Source organism: Mycobacterium paraffinicum (assembly GCF_025822865.1).
GTDB classification, from domain to species: domain Bacteria; phylum Actinomycetota; class Actinomycetes; order Mycobacteriales; family Mycobacteriaceae; genus Mycobacterium; species Mycobacterium paraffinicum.
The window spans coordinates 701138-723735 of the sequence record NZ_JACKUR010000021.1; the positions used below are offsets into that span (position 1 = coordinate 701138).

At 65.6% G+C, this 22598-nt stretch carries 25 protein-coding genes and 1 pseudogene; 16 read left to right on the forward strand and 10 right to left on the reverse strand.

Features of this window, described 5'->3' with window-relative positions; translation table 11 throughout:
- Position 1: 1 nt before the first annotated feature.
- Positions 2-907: an SDR family oxidoreductase gene (locus tag H7J89_RS11880; RefSeq protein WP_264043654.1), complete on the forward strand. Its 906-nt coding sequence runs from the start codon at positions 2-4 to the stop codon at positions 905-907.
- 92 nt (positions 908-999) lie between these two features.
- On the opposite strand, the gene H7J89_RS11885 is transcribed toward H7J89_RS11880, so the two are convergent.
- The 3 genes from H7J89_RS11885 to H7J89_RS11895 are packed head-to-tail and all read right to left on the reverse strand — an operon-like array spanning position 1000 to position 3030.
- Positions 1000-1452 carry a nitroreductase family deazaflavin-dependent oxidoreductase gene (locus H7J89_RS11885; RefSeq protein ID WP_264043656.1) on the reverse strand — a complete coding sequence of 151 codons (453 nt, stop codon included), beginning with the start codon at positions 1450-1452 and terminating at the stop codon, positions 1000-1002.
- A gap of 9 nt (positions 1453-1461) precedes the next feature.
- Positions 1462-1848: a DUF8021 domain-containing protein gene (locus H7J89_RS11890; protein WP_264043658.1), complete on the reverse strand. Its 387-nt coding sequence runs from the start codon at positions 1846-1848 to the stop codon at positions 1462-1464.
- Positions 1849-1854: 6 nt separating this feature from the next.
- The gene (locus H7J89_RS11895) at positions 1855-3030 is read right to left on the reverse strand and encodes a steroid 3-ketoacyl-CoA thiolase (protein ID WP_264043660.1); all 1176 of its coding nucleotides are present in this window, start codon (positions 3028-3030) and stop codon (positions 1855-1857) included.
- Positions 3031-3152: 122 nt separating this feature from the next.
- On the opposite strand from H7J89_RS11895, the gene H7J89_RS11900 reads away from it, so the two are divergent.
- From H7J89_RS11900 to H7J89_RS11930, 7 genes are all read left to right on the forward strand, one after another.
- The gene (locus H7J89_RS11900) at positions 3153-4394 is read left to right on the forward strand and encodes a cytochrome P450 (RefSeq protein WP_264043662.1); all 1242 of its coding nucleotides are present in this window, start codon (positions 3153-3155) and stop codon (positions 4392-4394) included.
- Positions 4395-4401: 7 nt separating this feature from the next.
- Positions 4402-5415 (forward strand): acyl-CoA dehydrogenase family protein, encoded by a 1014-nt coding sequence (locus H7J89_RS11905; protein WP_264043664.1) that lies wholly within the window; start codon positions 4402-4404, stop codon positions 5413-5415.
- Positions 5406-6569 (forward strand): acyl-CoA dehydrogenase FadE29, encoded by a 1164-nt coding sequence (fadE29, locus tag H7J89_RS11910; RefSeq protein ID WP_066955282.1) that lies wholly within the window; start codon positions 5406-5408, stop codon positions 6567-6569. The genes H7J89_RS11905 and fadE29 overlap by 10 nt, the downstream gene beginning before the upstream one ends.
- Positions 6566-7519, forward strand: coding sequence for a bifunctional MaoC family dehydratase N-terminal/OB-fold nucleic acid binding domain-containing protein (locus tag H7J89_RS11915; protein WP_264043668.1), 954 nt, complete (start codon positions 6566-6568; stop codon positions 7517-7519). The genes fadE29 and H7J89_RS11915 overlap by 4 nt, the downstream gene beginning before the upstream one ends.
- Positions 7516-7917 carry a MaoC family dehydratase gene (locus H7J89_RS11920; RefSeq protein ID WP_264043670.1) on the forward strand — a complete coding sequence of 134 codons (402 nt, stop codon included), beginning with the start codon at positions 7516-7518 and terminating at the stop codon, positions 7915-7917. The genes H7J89_RS11915 and H7J89_RS11920 overlap by 4 nt, the downstream gene beginning before the upstream one ends.
- The gene (gene ltp2, locus H7J89_RS11925) at positions 7917-9086 is read left to right on the forward strand and encodes a 17-hydroxy-3-oxo-4-pregnene-20-carboxyl-CoA lyase (protein ID WP_264043672.1); all 1170 of its coding nucleotides are present in this window, start codon (positions 7917-7919) and stop codon (positions 9084-9086) included. The genes H7J89_RS11920 and ltp2 overlap by 1 nt, the downstream gene beginning before the upstream one ends.
- 125 nt (positions 9087-9211) lie before the next feature.
- A complete protein-coding gene (locus H7J89_RS11930; RefSeq protein WP_264043675.1) occupies positions 9212-10051 on the forward strand; it encodes a putative endonuclease domain-containing protein in 840 nt (279 codons plus the stop codon).
- A gap of 76 nt (positions 10052-10127) precedes the next feature.
- Here H7J89_RS11930 and chsH3 read toward each other — a convergent pair whose 3' ends face one another.
- Both chsH3 and kstD read right to left on the reverse strand, forming a co-directional pair.
- A complete protein-coding gene (gene chsH3 / locus H7J89_RS11935) occupies positions 10128-10988 on the reverse strand; it encodes an enoyl-CoA hydratase ChsH3 (protein WP_264043677.1) in 861 nt (286 codons plus the stop codon).
- 1 nt (position 10989) lies between these two features.
- The gene (gene kstD, locus H7J89_RS11940; RefSeq protein ID WP_264043679.1) at positions 10990-12672 is read right to left on the reverse strand and encodes a 3-oxosteroid 1-dehydrogenase; all 1683 of its coding nucleotides are present in this window, start codon (positions 12670-12672) and stop codon (positions 10990-10992) included.
- Positions 12673-12744: 72 nt separating this feature from the next.
- On the opposite strand from kstD, the gene H7J89_RS11945 reads away from it, so the two are divergent.
- The 7 genes from H7J89_RS11945 to H7J89_RS11975 all read left to right on the forward strand — a co-directional run bounded on the left by H7J89_RS11945 (position 12745) and on the right by H7J89_RS11975 (position 19116).
- Positions 12745-13530, forward strand: coding sequence for a 2-keto-4-pentenoate hydratase (locus H7J89_RS11945; protein WP_264043681.1), 786 nt, complete (start codon positions 12745-12747; stop codon positions 13528-13530).
- 50 nt (positions 13531-13580) lie between these two features.
- On the forward strand, positions 13581-14525 hold the full coding sequence (locus H7J89_RS11950; RefSeq protein WP_264043683.1) for an acetaldehyde dehydrogenase (acetylating): 945 nt from the start codon (positions 13581-13583) through the stop codon (positions 14523-14525).
- Positions 14522-15583, forward strand: a complete 1062-nt coding sequence (dmpG, locus tag H7J89_RS11955) for a 4-hydroxy-2-oxovalerate aldolase (RefSeq protein ID WP_264043685.1) — start codon at positions 14522-14524, stop codon at positions 15581-15583. Before H7J89_RS11950 ends, dmpG begins: the two co-directional genes overlap by 4 nt.
- A gap of 63 nt (positions 15584-15646) precedes the next feature.
- Positions 15647-15958, forward strand: coding sequence for a hypothetical protein (locus H7J89_RS11960; RefSeq protein ID WP_264043687.1), 312 nt, complete (start codon positions 15647-15649; stop codon positions 15956-15958).
- Positions 15959-16046: 88 nt separating this feature from the next.
- Positions 16047-17186, forward strand: coding sequence for a hypothetical protein (locus tag H7J89_RS11965; protein WP_264043689.1), 1140 nt, complete (start codon positions 16047-16049; stop codon positions 17184-17186).
- Positions 17187-17188: 2 nt separating this feature from the next.
- Positions 17189-17971 (forward strand): SDR family oxidoreductase, encoded by a 783-nt coding sequence (locus tag H7J89_RS11970; protein WP_264043850.1) that lies wholly within the window; start codon positions 17189-17191, stop codon positions 17969-17971.
- Complete coding sequence (locus H7J89_RS11975; RefSeq protein ID WP_264043691.1) at positions 17971-19116, forward strand: sulfotransferase family protein; 1146 nt, start codon at positions 17971-17973, stop codon at positions 19114-19116. The genes H7J89_RS11970 and H7J89_RS11975 overlap by 1 nt, the downstream gene beginning before the upstream one ends.
- A 1-nt stretch (position 19117) precedes the next feature.
- On the opposite strand, the gene H7J89_RS11980 is transcribed toward H7J89_RS11975, so the two are convergent.
- From H7J89_RS11980 to H7J89_RS11990, 3 genes are all read right to left on the reverse strand, one after another.
- The gene (locus H7J89_RS11980) at positions 19118-19303 is read right to left on the reverse strand and encodes a hypothetical protein (RefSeq protein WP_264043693.1); all 186 of its coding nucleotides are present in this window, start codon (positions 19301-19303) and stop codon (positions 19118-19120) included.
- Positions 19304-19401: 98 nt separating this feature from the next.
- Positions 19402-20220, reverse strand: a complete 819-nt coding sequence (locus H7J89_RS11985) for an abortive infection family protein (RefSeq protein ID WP_264043695.1) — start codon at positions 20218-20220, stop codon at positions 19402-19404.
- A complete protein-coding gene (locus H7J89_RS11990; protein ID WP_264043852.1) occupies positions 20217-20819 on the reverse strand; it encodes a recombinase family protein in 603 nt (200 codons plus the stop codon). Before H7J89_RS11990 ends, H7J89_RS11985 begins: the two co-directional genes overlap by 4 nt.
- Before the next feature lie 225 nt (positions 20820-21044).
- Here H7J89_RS11990 and H7J89_RS11995 point away from each other — a divergent pair.
- Positions 21045-21209: pseudogene (locus H7J89_RS11995) on the forward strand (dihydrodipicolinate synthase family protein); the annotation flags it as partial.
- Between the two features lie 114 nt (positions 21210-21323).
- Here H7J89_RS11995 and H7J89_RS12000 read toward each other — a convergent pair.
- The gene (locus H7J89_RS12000) at positions 21324-21710 is read right to left on the reverse strand and encodes a putative quinol monooxygenase (RefSeq protein ID WP_264043697.1); all 387 of its coding nucleotides are present in this window, start codon (positions 21708-21710) and stop codon (positions 21324-21326) included.
- A gap of 102 nt (positions 21711-21812) precedes the next feature.
- Positions 21813-22541, reverse strand: coding sequence for a TetR/AcrR family transcriptional regulator (locus H7J89_RS25910; protein ID WP_372513769.1), 729 nt, complete (start codon positions 22539-22541; stop codon positions 21813-21815).
- Between the last annotated feature and the right edge of the window lie 57 nt (positions 22542-22598).

Genomic DNA, 22598 nt, shown 5'->3' on the forward strand with positions numbered 1-22598 from the left:
AATGGGAGTGGTTGACGGCCGCGTCGTCATCGTCACCGGAGCGGGCGGCGGTATCGGTCGCGCGCATGCGCTGGCCTTCGCGGCCGAAGGCGCCCGCGTGGTGGTTAACGACATCGGCGTGGGCCTCGACGGTTCACCGGCCGGCGGCGGCAGCGCCGCACAGGGCGTGGTCGACGAAATCACCGCGGCCGGTGGGGAAGCCGTCGCCAACGGATCCAACATCGCCGACTGGAACGAAGCCGCGGGCCTGATCCAGACCGCCGTCGACACCTTCGGTGGCCTGGATGTTCTGGTGAACAACGCCGGCATCGTGCGCGACAGGATGATGGCCAACACCAGCGAGGAGGAGTTCGACGCCGTCATCGCCGTGCATCTCAAGGGTCACTTCGCCACCATGCGGCACGCGGCGTCGTACTGGCGCGGGCTGTCCAAAGAGGGCAAAACCGTCGACGCGCGGATCGTCAACACCAGCTCGGGTGCCGGCCTGCAGGGCAGCGTCGGACAGGGTAACTACAGCGCCGCCAAGGCCGGCATCGCGGCACTGACACTGGTCGGCGCGGCCGAAATGGGCCGCTACGGCGTCACCGTCAACGCCATCGCACCGTCGGCCCGCACCCGCATGACCGAGACCGTCTTCGCCGAGATGATGGCAACGCAGGACCAGGATTTCGACGCGATGGCGCCGGAGAACATCTCACCGCTGGTGGTGTGGCTGGGCAGCGCCGAATCCCGCGACGTCACGGGGAAGGTGTTCGAGGTCGAGGGCGGCAAGATCCGGGTCGCCGAGGGCTGGGCGCACGGACCGCAGATCGACAAGGGCGCGAAGTGGGACCCAGCGGAACTGGGGCCCGTCGTCGCCGACCTGCTCGCCAAGGCGCGCCCGCCGGTCCCCGTCTACGGGGCCTAGCGTGTTGCGCCGAACGTGCACTCAGGGCCAGATTTTCGGCTATTTTTCGCCCTGACTACACGCTCGGCGCGGCGGCCGCGCCGGCCTAGCGCTTAGGGGTCGCAGATGACGATGGGGATGACCCGATCGGTCCAGGACCGGTAGTCGTCGAACGACGGGTACATGGCATCCAGTTTCGGCCAGTACTCCGCGCGTTCGGCCTCGGTGGCATCGCGGGCCTGCAGTTGCAGCACCTCGTCCTTGATCTGCACGGAGACTTTTGGATTGGCCTTGAGGTTGAGGTACCACAGGGGGTGCTTGTCGCTGCCGCCCTTCGAGGCGACCAACACCACCCGGTTCCCTTCGCGCAGGTAGAGCAGCGGGCTCACCCGGGGTTCACCCGTTTTGCGGCCCGTCGTGGTGAGCAGTGCGACCGGAGCGTTCTGGAAGGTGCTGCCGAATCTCCCGTTGCTGCGCCGGTAGATCCACGTGTTGCCCTTGGCCATCCACTTGATGATGAAGCCGACCCAGGGCGCATTCAGAGAGCGTGGCTTCGGTTTAGGCATGATGTTCCCTTAGCGCTGGACAAATGGTTGGAAGCGAACCTTAATGTGCTGGATTTCGGCTCTGCCGCTTGAGCTTTCGGCCGGAATCACGAACGTCTCGTCGAGCCGTGCGGCCAGCCGCCGCCCCCGGAACGCCGCCTTGGTCAGCACGGCATAGGCGGCGTGCACCCGGTCGCCGTCGATCCGGTAGTCCGGCGGCGTCGTTTCCTTGAGCAATCGGTACTGAGCCCCGCGATTGAGGCTGCGGCGCAAGTGGTTTCCGGAGAATCCGTTCTTGACGCCCTGCTCGATGCGGGTGCAGCCGGCGGCGAACGGAACGGAGTCGCCGTCATGGCTGACGAGCGCGTCGATGTAGGACTGCGCCGCGGCGATGCGGCTGGATTCCGAGACGATCAAGACGGGCTAGATGCGCTCGATGATGGTGCCGGTGGACAGCGCGCCGCCCGCGCACATGGTGATCAGCGCGGTGGTCTGATCGGTGCGCTCGAGCTCGTGCAGCGCGGTGGTGATCAACCGGCTACCGGTGCTCCCCACGGGGTGGCCCAACGCGATAGCGCCGCCGTTGACGTTCACCTTGTCCATGTCGGGGTTGTGCACGCGCGCCCAGGACAGCACGACCGACGCGAAGGCCTCGTTGATCTCGGTGATGTCGATGTCGCCCATCTTCATCCCGGCCTTCTCCAGCACCTTGGCGGTCGACTGCACGGGGCCGTCGAGGTGGTAGTACGGCTCGGCGCCGACCAGTGCCTGGCTGATGATGCGCGCCCGCGGCTTCAGCCCCAGCGCCTTGGCCTTGTCCTCGTCCATCCACAGCACGGCCGCGGCCCCGTCGGAAATCTGCGACGAGGTTCCCGCCGTGTGGATCCCACCCTCGATGACCGGCTTGAGCGAACTCAGGCCCGAGAGCGTGGTGTCGCGCAGGCCCTGGTCGCGGGAGATGGTGACGCGCTCGGACGTCGGTTGCTTGTTCTCGTCGAGCGCGGGCGCCTCGATCGGGGAGATCTCACGATCGAAGCGGCCCTCCTCCCACGCCTGCTTGGCCTTGGCCTGTGACTGGTAACCGAACTCGTCGATGTCTTCGCGGGTGATGCCGCGCCGCTTGGCGATCCGCTCGGCCGCGGTGAACTGGTCGGGCAGGTCGATGTCCCACGATGCGGGCCGCAGGATGCTGCGGTCGGGACCGGCGTTGGCGCCCAGCCCGACGCGGCTCATCGCCTCGATGCCGCAGGCGATGCCGATGTCGATGGCACCCGCCGCGATCAGACCGGCGACCAAGCCGTTGGCCTGCTGCCCGCTGCCACACTGGCAGTCCACGGTCATGGCGCCGACGTGCTCCGGCAGCCCGGCGACGAGCCAGCTGACCCGACTGATGTTGTTGGACTGCTCGCCGAACTGCGTCACGCAGCCGCCGATGACCTGTTCGACGTCGCCGGCTTGGAAACCAGACGAGATGCCGGCCTTTTCAACCAGTGCCTTCTGCACCGCACCAAGCAGCTCGGTGGCGTGCAGGCCTGACAGCCATCCGTTGCGTTTGCCGATGGGGCTGCGGGTGGCTTCGACGATTACCGGGTTACCCATTCCGTCAGGCTAGAACACGTTTCATTAGTCTGACAAGCGAGGATGGTGACCTGCCTTTTATCTGCGCAGGAGCCGTGTTTTACTGGCACTAGAACACGTTGCAATTGAGGAGCGCACACATCATGGCACCCCCCAACATTCCCGCCGACTTCGATTTTCTCGACCCTGACGTCAACCTCGCAGGGTTGCCCGTTGAGGAACTCGCCTGGCTGCGCAAGGCGGAGCCGATCCACTGGGTCGACATCCCCAACGGCGCGGGTGGGTTCGAGGACCACGGGTATTGGCTCGTCACCAAGCACGCCGACGTCAAGGAAGTCTCGAAGCGCAGCGACATCTTCTCGAGCTGGCTGAACGGCGCCATCCCGACCTGGCCGCCGGAGATGAAGCGTGAGCAGGTCGAGCTGCAGCGCAGCGTCATGCTCAACATGGACGCACCCCACCACACCCGGTTGCGCAAGATCATCTCCCGTGGTTTCACGCCGCGGGCCATCGGACGGCTGGAAGCCGAGCTGGCCCAGCGCGCCCAGAACATCGCCAAGAACGCGGCGGCCGAGGGTAGCGGCGACTTCGTCGAGCAGGTTTCGTGCGAGCTGCCGCTGCAAGCCATCGCGGGCCTACTCGGTGTTCCCCAGGAGGATCGCGACAAGCTGTTCCGCTGGTCCAACGAGATGACCGGGGGCACCGACCCCGAGTACGCCCACGTCGATCCCGCGCAGTCGTCCATGGAGCTGATCACCTACGCGATGGCCATGGCCGAGGAGCGGGGCAAGAACCCCACCGACGACATCGTCACCACACTCATCGAGGCCGACATCGACGGCGAGAAGCTCTCGGATGACGAGTTCGGATTCTTCGTGGTCATGCTCGCGGTGGCCGGCAACGAGACCACTCGGAACTCGATCACCCACGGCATGATCGCCATGGCGAACAACCCCGATCAATGGGAGCTGTTCAAAAAGGAGCGCCCATCGACCACCGCCGACGAGATCATCCGGTGGGCCACTCCGGTATCGGCCTTCCAGCGCACCGCCAACGAGGACACCGAGTTGGCCGGCGTGCAGATCAAGAAGGGTCAGCGGGTGGTGATGTCCTACCGGTCGGCCAATTTCGATGAAGAGGTCTTTGAAGACCCGCACACCTTCAACATCCTGCGCGACCCCAATCCCCATGTCGGCTTCGGTGGCACCGGCGCCCACTACTGTATCGGCGCGAACCTGGCCCGCATGACCATCAACCTGATCTTCAACGCGGTCGCCGATAACATGCCGGACCTCAAGCCCATTGGGGAGCCCGAGCGGCTGCGGTCGGGTTGGCTCAACGGGATCAAGCACTGGCAGGTCGACTACACCGGCGCCACACGGTGACGTCCTGATGGACTTCAATCTCACTGCGACGCAACAGGCCGTCGCCGATGTGGTGACGTCCGTTCTGGACCGGGATCTCGGCTGGGACGCGCTGGTCAGCGGGGGCGTGCCCGCACTGCCGGTCCCCGAACGTCTGGGCGGCGACGGCGTGGGCTTGCCCGAGGTCGCCACGGTGCTGACTGAGGTGGGTCGCCACGGCGCCATCACGCCGGCGTTGGTCACGCTCGGTTTCGGCGTGGTGCCGCTGCTCGACCTGGCGTCCGATGAACAGCAGGACCGGTTCCTGGCCGATGTCCCGAAGGGCGGCGTGTTGACTGCCGCGCTCAACGAGCCGGGGTCCGCACTGCCCGACCGGCCGTCGACGACCTTCGCCAACGGGCGGCTGACGGGCACCAAGGTCGGTGTTGGCTATGCCGGACAAGCGGATTGGATGATCGTCACCGCGGACAGCGCGGTCGTCGTCGTGTCGCCGAGGGCCGACGGTGTGCAGCTTGTCCAGACCCCGACGTCCAGCGACGCCGATGAGTACACGGTGACGTTCGCTGACGTCGCAGTCGGTGACTCCGTCGTGCTGGCGGGCGCGACGGCCCCCCGGGTCAACCAGTTGGCGCTGGCGGCAATCGGCGCCTACGCCGACGGATTGGTGGCCGGGGCGTTGCGGCTCACCGCCGACTACGTGGCCAACCGCAAGCAGTTCGGCAAGCCGCTGTCGACGTTCCAGACGGTGGCCGCCCAGCTCGCCGAGGTCTACATCGCCTCGCGCACCATCGATTTGGCGGCGAAGTCGGTCGTGTGGCGACTGTCAGAAGGACGGGATGCTGACGACGACCTGGATGTCCTGGGGTACTGGGTCACCTCTCAGGCGCCGCCGGTGATGCAGCTCTGCCACCACCTGCACGGCGGCATGGGAATGGACATCACCTATCCGATGCACCGGTACTACTCCACAATCAAAGACCTGACCCGGCTGCTGGGCGGGCCTTCTCATCGTCTCGACCTGGTGGGAGCGCAATGTTCATAGACCTGACTCCGGAGCAGCGCCAGCTGCAAGCGGAATTACGGGAATACTTTTCGAACCTCATCTCCTCCGATGAGATGAAGGCGATGGAGCAGGACCGTCACAATGAGGCCTACCGTGCGGTGATCCGGCGGATGGGCCGGGACGGCAAGCTCGGGGTCGGATGGCCAAAGGAGTTCGGCGGCTTGGGTTTCGGCCCGATCGAGCAGTCGATCTTCGTCAACGAGGCACATCGGGCCGACGTGCCGCTGCCCGCGGTGACGTTGCAGACGGTGGGTCCCGTCCTGCAGCAGTTCGGTAGCGATGCGCAGAAGAAGAAGTTCCTGCCGGCGATCCTGGCCGGTGAGGTGCACTTCGCGATCGGCTACACCGAGCCCGAGGCGGGAACCGACCTGGCCTCGCTGCGGACCACCGCCGTGCGTCAGGGTGACGAGTACATCGTCAACGGGCAGAAGATCTTCACCACCGGCGCCCACGACGCGGACTACATCTGGCTGGCCTGCCGCACGGATCCGGAAGCCGTGAAGCACAAGGGCATTTCGATCCTGATCGTCGACACCAAGGATCCCGGTTATTCCTGGACGCCGATCATCCTGTCCGACGGCGCCCACCACACCAACGCCACGTACTACAACGACGTGCGCGTGCCCGCGGACATGCTGGTCGGCGAGGAGAACGGCGGCTGGCGGCTGATCACCACGCAGCTCAACAACGAGCGGGTCATGCTGGGCCCCGCGGGCCGTACGGCCGGCATCTACGACCGGGTGCACGCCTGGGCGTCCAAGCCCGGCGCCGACGGGGTCACGCCGATCGACCACGCCGACGTCAAGCGGGCGCTCGGTGAGATCCACGCGATGTGGCGAATCAACGAGCTGCTGAACTGGCAGGTCGCCGCCGCGGGCGAGGACATCAACGTTGCCGATGCCGCATCGACGAAAGTCTTTGGTACGGAGCGCATTCAGTACATCGGCCGGCTCGCCGAGGAGATCGTCGGCAAGTACGGCAACCCGGCCGAGCCGGAGACCGCCGAGCTGCTCAACTGGCTGGACTCGCAGACCAAGCGGAACCTGGTGATCACCTTCGGCGGAGGCGTGAACGAAGTGATGCGAGAAATGATCGCGGCCGCCGGCCTCAAGGTGCCGAGGGTACCCAGGTGACCGACATCCAGGAAGCGATCGCGGAGATCAAGGCTGCCGGGGGTCCGAAGCCGCGCGCCGGCCGCGATCCGGTGAACCAGCCGATGATCAACAACTGGGTGGAGGCGATCGGCGACGGCAACCCGATCTACGTCGACGAGGCCGCCGCCCGCGCCGTCGGACACCCGGGAATTGTGGCCCCGCCGGCCATGATTCAGGTGTGGACCATGTTCGGCCTGAGCGGGGAACGGCCGAAGGACGACCCGATGGGCCCCATCATGCAGTTGTTCGACGACGCCGGCTACATCGGCGTCGTCGCCACGAACTGCGAGCAGACCTATCACCGTTACCTGCAGCCCGGCGAGCACGTCAGCATCACTTCGGAGATGGGCGACGTAATCGGGCCCAAGCAGACGGGTTTGGGTGAGGGCTATTTCATCAACCAGCACATCATCTGGCGGGTCGGGGACGAGGATGTCGCCGAGATGAACTGGCGCATCCTGAAATTCAAGCCGCGGGAGGCCGCTGAGCAGCCGTCGTCGGTGCCCGCGGATCTCGACCCCGATGCCATGATGCGCCCCTCGGCGTCGCGCGACACGGCGTTCTTCTGGGAGGGCGTCAAGGCGCACGAGCTGCGGATCCAGCGGCGGCCCGACGGCAGCCTGCAGCACCCGCCGGTGCCCGCCGTGTGGCAGGACAAGGGCGCTCCGATCGACTACGTGGTGGCCAGCGGTAAGGGCACGGTCTTCAGTTTTGTTGTGCACCACGCACCGAAGGTGCCCGGCCGCACGCTGCCCTTCGTGATCGCGCTGGTCGAACTCGAGGAGGGCGTACGGATGCTCGGCGAGCTGCTTGGGGCGGACCCGGGCTCGGTGGCGATCGGAATGCCGGTGCGCGCAACCTATATCGACTTCCCGGCCGGCGACACGGGCCCCGAGTGGACTCTGTACGCATGGGAGCCGGACGCATGAGCGCCCCGGCCATCGAAGTGGGCACCGTATTGCCGGAGCTGAAGCTGCACGGTGATCCCACGTTCATCATCTCGACGGCCCTGGCAACGCGGGACTTTCAGGACGTACACCACGACCGCGATCTGGCGCAGGCCAAGGGGTCGAAGGACATCTTCGTCAACATCCTGACCGACACCGGGCTGGTGCAGCGTTACGTCACCGACTGGGCGGGTCCGTCGGCGCTGATCAAGTCCATCGGGCTGCGGCTCGGGGTGCCGTGGTACGCCTACGACACCGTGACCTTCTCCGGTGAGGTGACCGCCGTGGATGACGGCCTGATCACGGTGAAGGTGTTCGGCCGCAACAGCCTTGGTGATCACGTCATCGCGACCGTGACCCTGAGGATGGGGGACTCCTGATGTTGTCGGGTAAAGCCGCGATCGTCGGCATCGGCGCCACCGACTTCTCGAAGGACTCCGGTCGCAGCGAGCTGCGGTTGGCGGCCGAGGCGGTGCTGGACGCGTTGGACGACGCGGGTCTTTCGCCGTCCGATGTCGACGGGCTGACCACCTTCACGATGGACACCAACAACGAGACCGCGGTCGCGCGGGCGGTGGGCATCGGTGATCTGAAGTTCTTCTCGCAGATCGGATACGGCGGCGGCGCGGCGTGCGCGACCGTCCAGCAGGCGGCGATGGCCGTCGCAACCGGAGTGGCGGATGTCGTGGTGGCGTACCGGGCATTCAACGAGCGCTCGGGCATGCGGTTCGGACAGGTGCAGACCCGGTTGGCGGGAGACGCCCGCGCACAGGCGGATTCGACCGCGGCGGACAACTCGTTCTCCTACCCGCATGGCCTCTCGACGCCAGCCGCGCAGGTCGCCATGATCGCCCAGCGCTACATGCACCTGTCCGGCGCGACCAGCCGCGACTTCGGCGCCATCTCGGTGGCCGACCGTAAGCACGCCGCCAAAAACCCGAAGGCTTACTTCTACGAAAAGCCGATCACCATTGAGGACCACCAGAATTCGCGGTGGATCGCCGAGCCGCTGCGGCTGCTGGACTGCTGCCAGGAGACCGACGGCGCGGTCGCGATCGTGGTGACTTCGCCCGAGCGCGCGCGGGACCTCAAGCAGCAGCCGGCCGTCATCGAGGCGGCATCGCAGGGCTCGAGCCCCGACCAGTACACGATGGTCAGCTATTACCGACCGGAACTGGGCCTGCCCGAGATGGGCGTGGTGGGCCAGCAGCTCTGGCAGCAATCCGGCCTTAAGCCGTCCGACATTCAGACCGCCATCTTGTACGACCACTTCACGCCCTTCACGCTGATTCAGTTGGAAGAGTTGGGATTCTGCGGCAAGGGCGAGGCCAAGGACTTCATCGCCGACGGCGCGATCGAGGTCGGTGGCCGGCTTCCCATCAACACGCATGGCGGTCAGCTCGGCGAGGCCTACATCCACGGCATGAACGGCATCGCCGAGGGCGTGCGGCAATTGCGCGGCACCTCGGTGAACCCGGTCCCCGACATCGAACACGTGCTCGTCACCGCGGGCACGGGTGTGCCCACGTCGGGCCTGATCCTCGGCTAGGGCGTCGTTCTCTGTGAGCCACCCGCGAGCGTGAAGTTAATTTCACGTTCGTGGTCGAGCGTGAAATTAGCTTCACACTAGACGAGTGAAGTGACGCCGCGAGCGAGTCGTGCGACGCTGCGGTCGTGTGTGAGCCGTTCCTTGGCAGTGAGGCTATTGCTCGAGGCTCACTGACTAGGGGTCAGCTATCCAACGGCTATACCCGACTTTTCCGAGACGTGTACGTCAGTCGGGACTCGGACATCACCGCCGCGCTGCGCGCCAGAGCCGGATGGTTGTGGACGGGGCGTCAGGGGGTGGTCGCCGGTTTCTCCGCGGCGGCGTTGCACGGGAGCAAGTGGGTCGACGCCACGACGGTCGTGGACCTCATTCACGGCAATCGCCACCGTCAGGCTGGGATTAGAGCTCATGGCGACCGTATCGAGGAAGACGAGATTGTTGTCATAGCAGGGATTTCGGTGACCTCGGTAGCCAGGACGGCTCTGGACCTCGACTGCTGGTATCCGACCAGCGCGGCGGTCGCCGGCATCGATGCGTTGGCGCGCGCAACGCGAATCAAGGCGGCGGATGTCGAGCTGCTCGCAGAAAGGTATTCGGGCCGCCGGGGCATCGTGCAAGCAAGGGAAGCAATAGCACTCTTCGACAGCGGAGCACAATCTCCCAGGGAATCTTGGCTGCGTATTCTGCTGGTCCAGGCCGGCCTCCCGGCGCCCCAAACTCAGATCGAGGTCATTGATGAGTTCGGTCAGGCGGTGGCGTATCTCGATATGGGCTGGGAGGAATTAATGGTAGCGGTCGAGTACGACGGTGATCACCATAGGACGGATCGGCGCCAGTATGGATGGGATATTCGTCGCGCCGAAATGCTCGAGCGACGCGGTTGGATCGTAGTCCGCGTGGTCGCGGGTGACCGGCCGGCCGATATTATCCGGCGAGTGCGCGCCGCTCGTGCCCGCCGAGTGTGAAGGTAGCTTCACGCTCGCGGCCGAACGTGAAGCTACCTTCACGCTCGACGCGGGGAAGCGAGGCGAGGCGCAGACTCTAGGACGGCACCAGCTCTACGCCGCTCAAAACGACCGCGTTGTCGCGGGCAGGGGCGACGACGCTGGCCAGCAGGCGCCCGTCTTCCTTCCAGATGCCGACATTGAGCGTCTCGCCGGGGAACGCCACACCGGCGAAGCGTGCGCCGTAGGCGGCCACCGCGCCGGCGTCGCCGTCCAGCAGCGTGTCGACGATGGCCTTGCACGTCATGCCGTACGTGCACAGGCCGTGCAGGATGGGCTGCGAAAAGCCAGCCGCCGCAGCAAATTCCGGGTCGGAGTGCAGCGGGTTACGGTCCCCGCAGAGCCGGTACAGCAGCGCTTGCTGCGGCAGGATCGGCACCGCCACCTCGACATCGGGCGCGCGGTCCGGCGCCGCGTCCGACGTGGACGGCCCGCGCTCGCCGCCGAATCCGCCTTCGCCGCGGGCGAAGATGGACCGCCGCTGGGTCCACAGCAGCGTGCCGTCGGGCGCGCTGACCGTCGTCTCACTCCAGATCACCGCGGCCTTGCCCTTGTCCCAGATGTCGGTGAACCGGGTGACGGCGCGAGCGGATCCCGAGGGCGGCAGCGGCCCGGGCACCTCCACCCGCTCGCTGGCGTGCAGCACCTTGCCCAGCTCGATGTCGATCCCGGGGAATTGCACGGTCGGCGGCTTGGTCATGTGAAAGGACGCCGCCACGTTGCCGAACGTCGGCAGGACCTGCGGTGTGTCGTCAACTAGGTAGCGCAGTTCACGCGGGTCCATCGGATCCTTGCCGGCCCCCAACGCCAGGTGGTAGAGCTGCACATCGCTGCTCGTCCAGGCGAATTCGATGGGGTCGAGCTCGGCGGCCAGCGCGACGTCTACATCGATAGGCATATCAGTTTCCCCCCGCGATGTGCAGTGCGGCCAAGTAACCGAAGGTCATCGCCGGGCCAATCGTGCCGCCCGGACCCGGGTAGGTGTGACCCATCACCGGGGCACTGACATTGCCTGCGGCGTAAAGGCCTTCGATGATCGAACCGTCGTCGCGCAGTGCACGGCCGTGGACGTCGGTGCGGACGCCGCCCTTCGTGCCCAGGTCTCCGGGCACCATTTTGGCGGCGTAGTACGGCGCGTGGGTGAGCTCGCCGAGGTTGGGGTTGGGCTTGTTGGTCGGGTCGCCGTAGTAGCGGTCGTACGCGCTCTCGCCGCGGTGGTAATCCTCGTCGACACCTGACCGGGCGAAGCCGTTGAATCGCTGCACGGTAGCCAGAAATTCGGCCGCGGGAAGGCCGGCCTTTTGGGCGAGCTCCTCGAGCGTGTCCGCCTGGATGATGACCCCGGACTCCAGCCACTTGCGGGGAATGCGTTGCCCCGGCTGCAATCCCGCGAAAATATAGCGGTCCCGGTATTGCTGGTCGAACACCAGCCACGCCGGAATGTTCTCGCCCGGCCCCGCCCCTTGGCCGAATTCGCCGCCGTACATGTGGTGGCAGGCCTCGACGTAGGGCATCGACTCGTTCATGAACCGCTTGCCCGACATGTTCACGATGATCGATCCCGGCGAATTGCGTTCCGACAACGCGAACCACGGTGCGCCCACCAGCGGGACCGTCGGGCCCCACCAGGCGTCTTCCATCAGTTCCAGTGCGGCACCGAGCTTTTCGGCGGCGACGATGCCATCACCGGTGTTGGCCTTGGCGCCCACGGTCCACTCCGTGGTGATCGGCGCGCGCTGATACTTCACTCGCATCTGCTCGTTGTGCTCGAAGCCGCCCGAGGCGAGGATCACGCCGCGGCGGGCCCGGATGAGGCGCGGCTCCGATGACTCGGATGCGCCGCTATCGCGGACATAGACCCCGCGCACCACGCCGTCCTCGACGTACAGGTCGGTCAGCGCGGTGTTGAGCAACACCGGGACGCCGGCCCCCTGCAGCCCGATCCGCAGCGGGCCGATCAACGCCCGGCCCATGCCGACGAGGTTCTTACCGGTTGCCTTCGCCCACATGGTGCGGGCGCCGACCTTCAGGCTGCGCAGCACGCCCCGCGGGTGTCGCTTGAGCTGGTTCAGCCGCACGTAGTCCTGTTGCATCACAACCACGTTGAGCGGCACCTTGCCGTATGCCGGCTCCAGACCGGCCTCGTCGGGTCCGAGCTTGCGGGCGTCGAACGGCTTCGGCTCGATCGAGCGGCCTTCCGCGCGACCGCCCGGAGCCTCCGGGTAGTAGTCGGAGTAGCGCGGAACCCAGCACATCTTCAGCGGCGTGTGCTCCAGCACGAACGACAGCATCTCGGGTCCGCGGTCGAGGTAGGTGTCGATGCGCTCCGGCTCGACGACGTTGCCGACGATCCCGTGCAGGTAGGTTCGGGCCGCCTCGGGGTTGTCGCGGACGCCGTCGCGCTTGAGCACCTCGTTGTTGGGAATCCACACGCCACCGCCCGAGCGGGCGGTGGAGCCACCAAAGTGCGCAGCCTTCTCGATGACTACTGTGGAAAGGCCCCGGTGAGCGGCGGTAAGGGCAGCCACCATGCCGGCTCCGCCGCTCCCGACCACGACGACGTCGAGCTCCTGTGCTGTCATGTAGAACACGTTATAGAATTGCCCAGGCCGGGCGCTACTGGGCCGGTCACACGGACGAGGGGACTTCTGCAGATGCTCAGTGTTGTGACGCGAGACGAGCTTGCTGCCGACTTGGCGCAGGCTGAGCGGAGCCGCGAGCCGATCGCGCCGCTGACTGCCGCCCACCCCGACATCGACGTCGTCGACGCCTACGAAATCCAGCTGATCAACATCCGTCAGCGGGTCGCCGAGGGGGCCCGCGTGCTTGGCCACAAGGTGGGCCTGTCGTCGAAGGCGATCCAGCAGATGATGGGGGTCGACGAGCCCGACTACGGGCATTTGCTGGACGAGATGCAATTGTTCGAGGACACGCCGGTCAAGGCGAACCGCTACCTGTGGCCGAGGGTCGAGGTCGAGGTCGGTTTCATCCTGAACGCCGACCTGCCGGGAGCCAGCTGCACCGAGGAAGACGTGCTGGCGGCCACCGAGGCGCTGGTCCCGTCGATCGAGTTGATCGATACCAGGATCACCGACTGGAAGATCGGGTTGTGCGACACCATCGCCGACAACGCCTCTTCCGCGGGCTTCGTTCTCGGCAAGGCGCGCGTCTCGCCGCGCGACGTCGACGTGAAGGGCATCGACGCCGTGTTGCGCTGCAACGGCGAGGTGGTCGCGGAGGGCCGCACCGACGCGGTGTTGGGTAACCCGGTCACCGCGGTGGCGTGGCTGGCCCGCAAGGTGGAGGGCTTCGGTGTACGGCTGTGCAAAGGCGACCTGGTGCTTCCCGGATCGTGCACGCGAGCGATCGACGCGCACGCCGGCGACCAGTTTGTGGCCGACTTCACGGGCCTGGGTTCTGTTCAGTTGTCGTTCGAATAGTCTCGAATTAAATCGTCGGATTTAAATATCGAGCTTCGCAAAGGAGCGTCATGCCGGCTAAGGCGAGTGTGGCCATTGTCGGGTCGGGAAACATCAGCACTGACCTGCTCTACAAACTGCTGCGGTCGGACTGGCTGGAGCCGCGCTGGATGGTGGGCATCGACCCGGAAAGCGAAGGTCTGGCACGGGCCCGCAAGCTGGGTCTGGAGACCACGCACGAAGGGGTGGACTGGCTGCTGGCCCAATCCGAGAAACCCGACCTGGTGTTCGAGGCGACCAGCGCCTACGTGCACCGGGACGCGGCGCCGAAGTATGAAGCCGCGGGAATCCGGGCGATCGACCTGACGCCGGCCGCGGTGGGCCCCGCGGTCATCCCGCCGGCCAACCTCCGGCAGCACCTGGATGCTCCGAACGTCAACATGATCACCTGCGGGGGACAGGCGACCATCCCGATCGTGTACGCGGTCAGTCGCGCGTTGGTCGACCAGGGCGGCGTGCCCTACGCCGAGATTGTGGCGTCGGTGGCGTCGGTCTCCGCCGGGCCGGGCACCCGGGCCAACATCGATGAGTTCACCAAGACCACCAGCAGGGGTGTGGAAACCATCGGCGGCGCCAAGCGCGGCAAGGCGATCATCATCCTCAACCCCGCCGACCCACCGATGATCATGCGCGACACCATCTTCTGCGCTATCCCCGAGGACGCCGACCGGGACGCGATCGCCAAATCCATCCACGACGTCGTGGCCGAGGTGCAGACCTACGTGCCCGGGTATCGGCTGCTCAACGAACCGCAGTTCGACGAGCCTTCGATGAACTCCGGTGGTCAGGCGGTCGTCACCACGTTCGTCGAGGTCGAGGGCGCCGGCGATTACCTGCCCCCGTATGCGGGCAACCTGGACATCATGACCGCCGCGGCCACCAAGGTCGGCGAGGAGATCGCGAAGGAATCCTTAGCGGCGGCCGCTGGTCGGACGGCGGGAGGAGCGCAGGCATGAGCACTCAGGAGATCTTCTTCAAGCCGATCTGGGACGTCCGGCTGACCGACACCTCGCTGCGCGACGGCTCCCACCACAAACGCCACCAATTCACCAAAGAAGAGGTGGGCGCCATCGTGGCGGCGCTGGACACCGCGGGTGTGCCGGTCATCGAGGTCACCCACGGCGACGGGCTGGGTGGGTCGAGCTTCAACTACGGGTTCTCCAAGACGCCCGAGCAGGAGCTGATCAAGCTGGCCGCCGAGACGGCCAAGGAAGCCAAGATCGCCTTCCTGATGCTGCCCGGAGTGGGCACCAAGGAGGACATCAAGGAAGCCCAGAACAACGGCGGCTCGATCTGCCGGATTGCCACCCATTGCACCGAGGCCGATGTCTCCATTCAGCACTTCGGCCTGGCGCGCGAGCTGGGGCTGGAAACCGTCGGGTTCCTGATGATGTCGCACACCATCTCGCCGGAGAAGCTCGCGCAGCAGGCCCGAATCATGGCCGACGCCGGCTGCCAGTGCGTCTACGTGGTCGACTCGGCCGGCGCACTGGTCCTCGAGGGGGTGCGCGACCGGGTGGCCGCACTGGTCGCCGAGCTCGGCGATGACGCCCAGGTCGGATTCCACGGGCACGAGAACCTCGGCCTGGGCGTGGCCAACTCGGTGGAAGCGGTTCGCGCGGGCGCCAAGCAGATCGACGGCTCGTGTCGCCGGTTCGGCGCCGGCGCGGGCAACGCGCCCGTCGAGGCGCTTATCGGGGTGTTCGACAAGATCGGCGTCAAGACCGGCATCGACTTCTTCGACATCGCCGACGCCGCCGAAGAGGTGGTCGCCCCGGCGATGCCCGCCGAGTGCCTGCTGGACCGCAACGCGCTGATCATGGGCTACTCCGGGGTGTACTCGAGCTTCCTCAAGCACGCCATCCGCCAGTCCGAGCGCTACGGCGTACCCGCGCACCAGCTGCTGCACCGTGCGGGCCAGCGCAAGCTCATCGGCGGCCAGGAAGACCAACTCATTGATATCGCGCTCGAAATCAAGCGCGAGCAGGAAAGCGGCACCGCGGCCTCGCGCTGACTACCTCTTCCTGAGGGCGGAACGCACAGGTCATGCAAAGCTGCCGCGAGTATTCTGGCGCGCATGAGCACATCCAACACAGTCGGCGCTCGCCGCCGCGGGCTGTACGGCCTGCTCGCCGGGGGGCTAATGGCCGCTACCGCCGCTGCGGTGATCGCGGTGCCACTGGCGGGCACAGCCACCGCCGCCCCCCAGTGCAATCAGACCGTCGGTAACTCCATCGACCAGTACCTGCAGCGGCATCCTGACCTCCACCAGCAGCTGCAGGCCAAGTCGCAAGCCGAGGGCGGCAACGGCAACGTCATGGACTACCTGAATCGGCATCCGAACGTGCGGCAGCATCTGATCGACCTGTCGCAGCAGTGCGCACCCTAGTGAGTCGGCCTCGTAAGTGAACGCCGTGGCGGACGCGCGCGAACGTTCGCCATTGACTAAAAAGTAGAACACGTTCTAGCGTCTAGGCGTGTTCGCAGATTCTTTTTCAGGCCCGCTCACCCAAGCGATCGCCGAAGCCGAGAAACTAGTCGCCGACGCGCCCTTCATCGAGACCGAGGCAGACCTGCTCGAAGGGCTGCAGTATCTGGCGGGCTGCGTTTCGGCCTGTATCCACCTGGCCTTCGACTACGACCGGGACCACCCGTTCCTGCAGTCGGGCACCGGACCGTTCACGAAGATGGGGCTGGACAACCCCGACACCCTCTACTTCGGGACCAGGGTGCACGCCAATCACGACTACGTCGTGACCGGCCGGCGCGGCACCACGACCGACCTGAGCTTCCAGCTGCTCGGCGGTGAATACACCGACGACAACGTGCCGGCCAGCCAGGCCGCGTTCGACGACCGCGAACTCGAGATCGCGGGCGACGGCAGCTTCGAGTGGCGGGTGCGGCCCACCAGCAATGGGCAGCTGGTCATCCGCGAGGTCTACGGCGACTGGTCGGCACAGCGCGGGACGCTGGCCATTTCCCGGCTGGACACCGCGGGCACCGCCCCGCCGCCGCTGACCCGCGAAACCATCGAAAAGCGGTACGCCACAGCCGGAAAGCAGCTCGTCAACCGGGTGAAGACCTGGCTGCAATTTCCGCAGTGGTTTTATCTCGACCTTCCGGTCAACACGATGGTCGCGCCCCGGCTGACGCCGGGCGGCCTGGCGACGCAGTATTCATCGGTGGGCCACTACGACCTGCGGCCCGATCAGGCGCTGGTGATCACCATCCCGGTTTCCGACGCGCCCTACCTCGGCTTCCAACTGGGCAGCCTGTGGTACATCTCGCTGGACTACATCAACCATCAAACGTCGCTGAACAACACTCAGGCGCAGGCGGATCCGGATGGAAAGGTGCGCATCGTAGTGTCCGACCAGAACCCGGGCGTGACCAACTGGGTGGAGACGCTCAACCATCGGCGGGGCTTCCTGCAGTTCCGCTGGCAGCGGGTGTCCCGTCAGCTCACCGAGGCCGACGGCCCCACCGTGGAATTGGTCGACTTCGACGCCGTACCTTCCGCGTTGCCGCATTTCGAGCACAACAAGATCTCCGACGACGAATGGCGCGCGCGAATAGCGCTGCGCCAACAACAAATTGCGGCCAGGATGCTGGGGTGATGATGTCGGGATTGCTCAACGACAAGATCGTCGTCATCAGTGGCGTCGGACCGGGCCTCGGTACCACCCTGGCGCACCGGTGCTCCCAGGACGGCGCCGACCTGGTGCTGGCGGCGCGAACCGTGGAGCGGCTGGAAAGCGTCGCCAAGCAAATCAACGACACCGGGCACAAGGCGTTGGCGGTGCGTGCCGACATCACCGACGACGACGAGGTCAACTACCTCGTCGAGACGACCATGGCAACCTACGGCAAGGTCGACGTGCTGATCAACAACGCGTTCCGGGTGCCGTCCATGAAGCCGCTGGCCGGCACCAGCTTTCAGCACATCCGTGACGCGATCGAGCTCAGCGCACTCGGCGCGTTGCGGCTCATCCAGGCTTTCACGCCCGCGTTGGAGAAGTCACACGGATCGATCGTCAACGTCAACTCCATGGTGCTACGGCACTCCCAAGCCAAATACGGCGCCTACAAGATGGCCAAGTCGGCGCTGCTGTCCATGTCGCAATCCCTGGCCACCGAGCTGGGTGAGAAGGGGATCCGCGTCAATTCAGTTGCCCCCGGCTATATCTGGGGTGAGACATTGCAGGCTTATTTCGAGCACCAGGCAGGCAAGTACGGCACCACGGCTGAGGAGATCTACTCGGCCACCGCCGCGAACTCCGACCTGAAGCGCCTGCCCACCGAGGACGAGGTGGCCTCGGCGATCCTTTTCCTGGCCAGCGATCTGTCCAGCGGCATCACCGGGCAGACCCTGGACGTCAACTGCGGGGAGTACCACAACTGATGTCCGATCGCACCGATATCGGCACCGTCGACGAACTGCACGCATCGGCCACCAAGCTGACCGGCCTCGACGACTTCGGCACCGACGACGACAACTACCTCGAAGCGCTGGAGGTGCTGCTGGACTCGTACCGGCGTGAAGCTGATCTAACCGTGTTGGGCAGCAAGATGAATCGGTTCTTCCTGCGCGGCGCGCTGGTGGCCCGGCTGCTGTCCGAGGCGTCCTGGAAGCAGTACCCGCAGCACGCCGACGTGGTGATCGAACGCCCGATCTTCGTCACCGGCCTGGTGCGCACCGGCACCACCGCGCTGCACCGCCTGCTCGGCGCCGACCCCGCGCATCAGGGCCTGCACATGTGGCTGGCCGAATTCCCGCAGCCGCGTCCACCGCGCGAAACCTGGGAGTCGCATCCCCTCTATCGCCAACTCGACGATCAATTCAACAAGCACCACCAGGACAACCCCGGCTACACCGGCCTGCACTTCATGGCCGCATACGAACTGGAGGAGTGCTGGCAGTTGCTTCGGCAATCGCTGCATTCGGTGTCCTACGAGACGTTGGCGCACGTGCCCACGTACGCGCAGTGGCTGTCGCAACAGGACTGGACGCCGTCCTACCAGCGGCACCGCAAGAACCTCCAGCTGATCGGACTGAACGACACCGAAAAGCGTTGGGTGCTGAAAAATCCCAGCCATCTGTTTGCGTTGGACGCCTTGATGGCGACGTATCCCGACGCGCTGGTGATTCAGACGCATCGGCCGGTCGAGACGATCATGGCTTCGATGTGCTCGCTTGCCCAGCACACCGCGGAGGGATGGTCGACATCGTTCGACGGAGCTCAAATCGGCGCCGACGCAATGGATACCTGGTCGCGTGGGCTTGAGCGCTTCAACACCGCTCGCGCCAAGTACTCGCCGGCCCAGTTCTATGACGTCGAATACAAGGCACTGATCGCCGATCCGATCGGCACGGTGGCCGACATCTACCGGCACTTCGGATTGTCGCTGACCGAGGAGGCGCGGGCGGCGATGGAGAAGGCGCACGCCGACAGCCAGTCCGGCGAGCGGGCGCCGAAACACCGCTACTCGCTGGCCGATTACGGGCTCACCGTGGAAACCGTCAAGGAGCGGTTCGCGGGACTGTAGATCAGTCGCCGGTCCGCCGCGGGCCTAACCACACACCGTCTGGAGGCCCGATGGCGCCGGCCCGCTCGCGCGCCGAGGCGAGGTCCGGCGATGCCGCGAACTGTCTTGCGGCACCGATATTCTCCATTTCCATGAGCACGATGACGGTGTTGTCGTCGTCGCCGTCGATGTAGGTTCCCGTCACCACGAGGCCATGGCGGCGGCGAATTGCGTCGAGTTTCGGATCGGGGTCGGCTTAGCAACGGAACGAATCTGGGTGTTTTCGTGATCTTCGTTCGGCCGCGCTTATGAGTGACCCTTGCGCCAGGGCGCTTCAGGGTCGGCGAGGGTGTCGAGCATCAGCTGGCACCAGGTGAGCGCCGCGTTGACTGCGAGGTGAGCGTGCCGGGTGCCGAGACCGACGCGCGCGGTTGCCGGACCGTGCCCGGTGCCCAGTCCGCGGTTGCGCAGTTCGGCGAGTCCGTTGGCGATGGTGGTCACCGCGCCGAGGATGCGCCTGACGCCGTCGCTGCCATCTGGTCCGGACCCGGTGGTGGGGTCGAGCCCGAGTGAAAGCTGTGCTGCGCGAGCGAGTTTGGGTAGGTCGTACTTGTCGTCGAAGGGCTGGCCGCGTTCGGTGAGGATGACCTTGGCGGTGCTTTCGATCAGTTCCTTGGCGCTGCCGACCGCGAGCGCGGGATCGTCGCTGATGGCGCGCCTGATGCGCTCGAAGCCCTCGCGGATGGCTGACGGGTCGGCGAGCCTCGCAATCGATTCGATGGACAGCTGTGGCCCGGCTGGAGTGATCTGGCCGGTCTGCTCATCGACCTGGTAGCCGTCGCGGTGCAGCGATTGGTGAAACTGGCTGAGGCCCTGAGGTTCCCAGCCATTGAGCAACCGTTCGGTGACCCGGAGAAATCGGCCGACGTGTCGCGGGTCGGTCCAGTCGACCGCATCCAGGTACGACTGGGTGGTCTGTCGGCGCACGCTGTTGTCTTCGTAGCGGCAGTCGGGATCGGGCGCGAAGCCTTCGTCTTGAAACGCGGTGTTGATCGCGCCGACCGTGCTGTTGGTCATCAAGTCGCGGAAGATCCCACGTGTGGTGCGCCCGACGAGATCGGTCATCGCGTTGCGCTCTGTATTGACGTCGCGGTCGTTCGCCCGCCGGCGCGCGCGACCGCCCGGTAGATCGTCGAGCGGGTGACCGGGAAGAGCTCCTCGAGCTCGCCGATGGTGTGTCCTCCGGCGCGGTAGAGCTCGACGAGGTGCGCCTCCTGCCGTGGACTGAGTTTGGGCTGCTTGCCGCGCAGTCGGCCTTTGGCCCGGGCGACGGCCATGCCCTCCCGGGTCCGGGCGCGGGCAAGGTCGGCTTCGAACTCGGCGATCATGCTCAAAGTGGTGAACAGCAGCCGGCCGATTGGGTCTGTCGGGTCGTGTACCGAGCCGCCGATGTTGAGACGCACGCCGTTGGCGGTGAGTTCGTCGACGATGTCGCGTGCGTCGGGAACGGACCGGGCGAGGCGGTCGAGTTTGGTTACGACGAGCGTGTCGCCGCTGCGGCAGGCGGCGAGCGCTTGGCGCAATCCGGGTCGGTCTCGGTTCGTGCCCGTCAGACCGTGGTCGACATAGATCCGCTTTGGGTCCACACCAAGCGCAGCGAGCGCGTCTCGCTGCGCTGTGAGATCTTGATCGACTGTCGATACGCGCGCGTAGCCGATCTTCAGCTCCGTCACAAAGCCAGTATGCCGCTTAGCCCCCCTTCACTGGGACGGATCACCGAACCACCCTTACGGGACGTCGGCACTCAGGTCAGGTCGGCCCGCGGTCTCTTGTGTCGGTGTGCCGTTTGAGGTTCCTCAAGTGGGTGCTTACCGACCCCCATGTTCGGAGCACGTGTGAACGTCCCTGGGCAGGCTCCAGTGACGTCCCACCTTACTGAGAAGTCGTTCCTCAAACCGCTGCTGGAGTTCATCGTCGCCGGCGGGCTGGCCACAACGGTGAAAGCAGGTCTGGATCTGCTGGGCATTTGGGCGGGGGAGCCGCGCCGGCCGTTGCTGCCGCTTGACGAGCGGGACCGTGACCACCTTCGGAGCTTGCTGACCGCCGACGGGTAATCCGGCCCCATTCGCTTCGAGGTTGCGATGTCCTAATCGGCGACCGAAGACGTATTCCGTTGCAAGAGCTCTGACCCGTTTTCGGAATGGACACGCCAACATCGCGGACGAACCCTACCGCAGCTGGGTGGCCCCATTGTCGAGGGCGATGCCGCCGCCCGCATCGCCACGGGCGCCGCTGTCGACAGACTCACCGCCATCCGCTACTTGACCGCGATGATGTCTACCCGGGCGAATATCGGGTTTTTTTGCCAGCAAGTCGTCCGATACCTTGCCGAGCTCTACGGGAATTTGACCATTGAGGTGAGCTTGCCGACCATCCTCGGCGGCGAACGTATCGAAGATCCCGAAAGTGGTGTCGCTCAGTCTGAAGGCATACCAGGTGACGGTTTCCTCCTCGGCCACCGCGGTGGCGCGGCCGGCCGCGAGGAACGTGCTAAGCGCATCGCCCTTACCAGGCTTGGCCTCTAGCAGGGCGAGTAATCCACGGGTCACATCCATGTCACTGTTCCTCTCGATGAGCCGTTCAATGATTCGTTCGAGATATTCGCCAGCCGAACCGGGTAGGACACCGCACAGCCCGTCAGCGAGGGGATTTTCAGGTCAAGTAGCTAATGGTCCGTCTGCGATATGATCTGGCCGCGCGCGTCGCGCTGCGGTGGGCTTTGGCGACGATATCGCCGGCGGCCTTCCGCATGAAGGACTATGCGTTGCCGTTTCGCTTCTCGCTGTCAGTGGCGATCGACGCCATGAACTTGGCGAAGCTGCCGAAGGCCCCAGGCGCAGGCGTGTATTGGTGATTCCTTCGGCTGGGTCCGCCACGGTGGGGTGCCCGAGAACGCAGCCGAATGCGCGTAGACATATTTCGGAGAGGCCGGCTTGCGTAATCCTCTGCGACTGAACCCATTCCACGCAAGCTGCGCGAACGAACGCCAGCCAAGCCCTGACGGCTATCTCGGTGCTGTCACGGGGATGTCCTTCGGCGACGAGTTTGTCGGTCAGGCGTTGGCCAATGACATTCAGCTCTTCCGCGATGATCGTTTGGATCGCCGGGTCGTCGGACAACGCGCCGCGGTTGACCGCGATTGCTTCAAAAGGATGATCGGCGAAATATCGGATGTGTGCCTCGAGTCCGCTGGCAAGCTGTTCTGCCAGCGGCATCTCCGGATCGGGATTGGTGCACCTCGACAACCGGTGACTAGCTCGTTTGAATATCGCCGCGTACAGGCCCCGTTTACTGGGAAAGTAGTGATACAACAAGGCTCTCGACACGCCAGCTCGGGCGGCGATGTCCTCGACGAAGATGTCTTCATAAGGCCTTTCCGCGAACATCGCGGCCGCTGTGTCAAGCAATTGGTCACGCCGCTGCTGGGGCGCTAGCCGACGTCT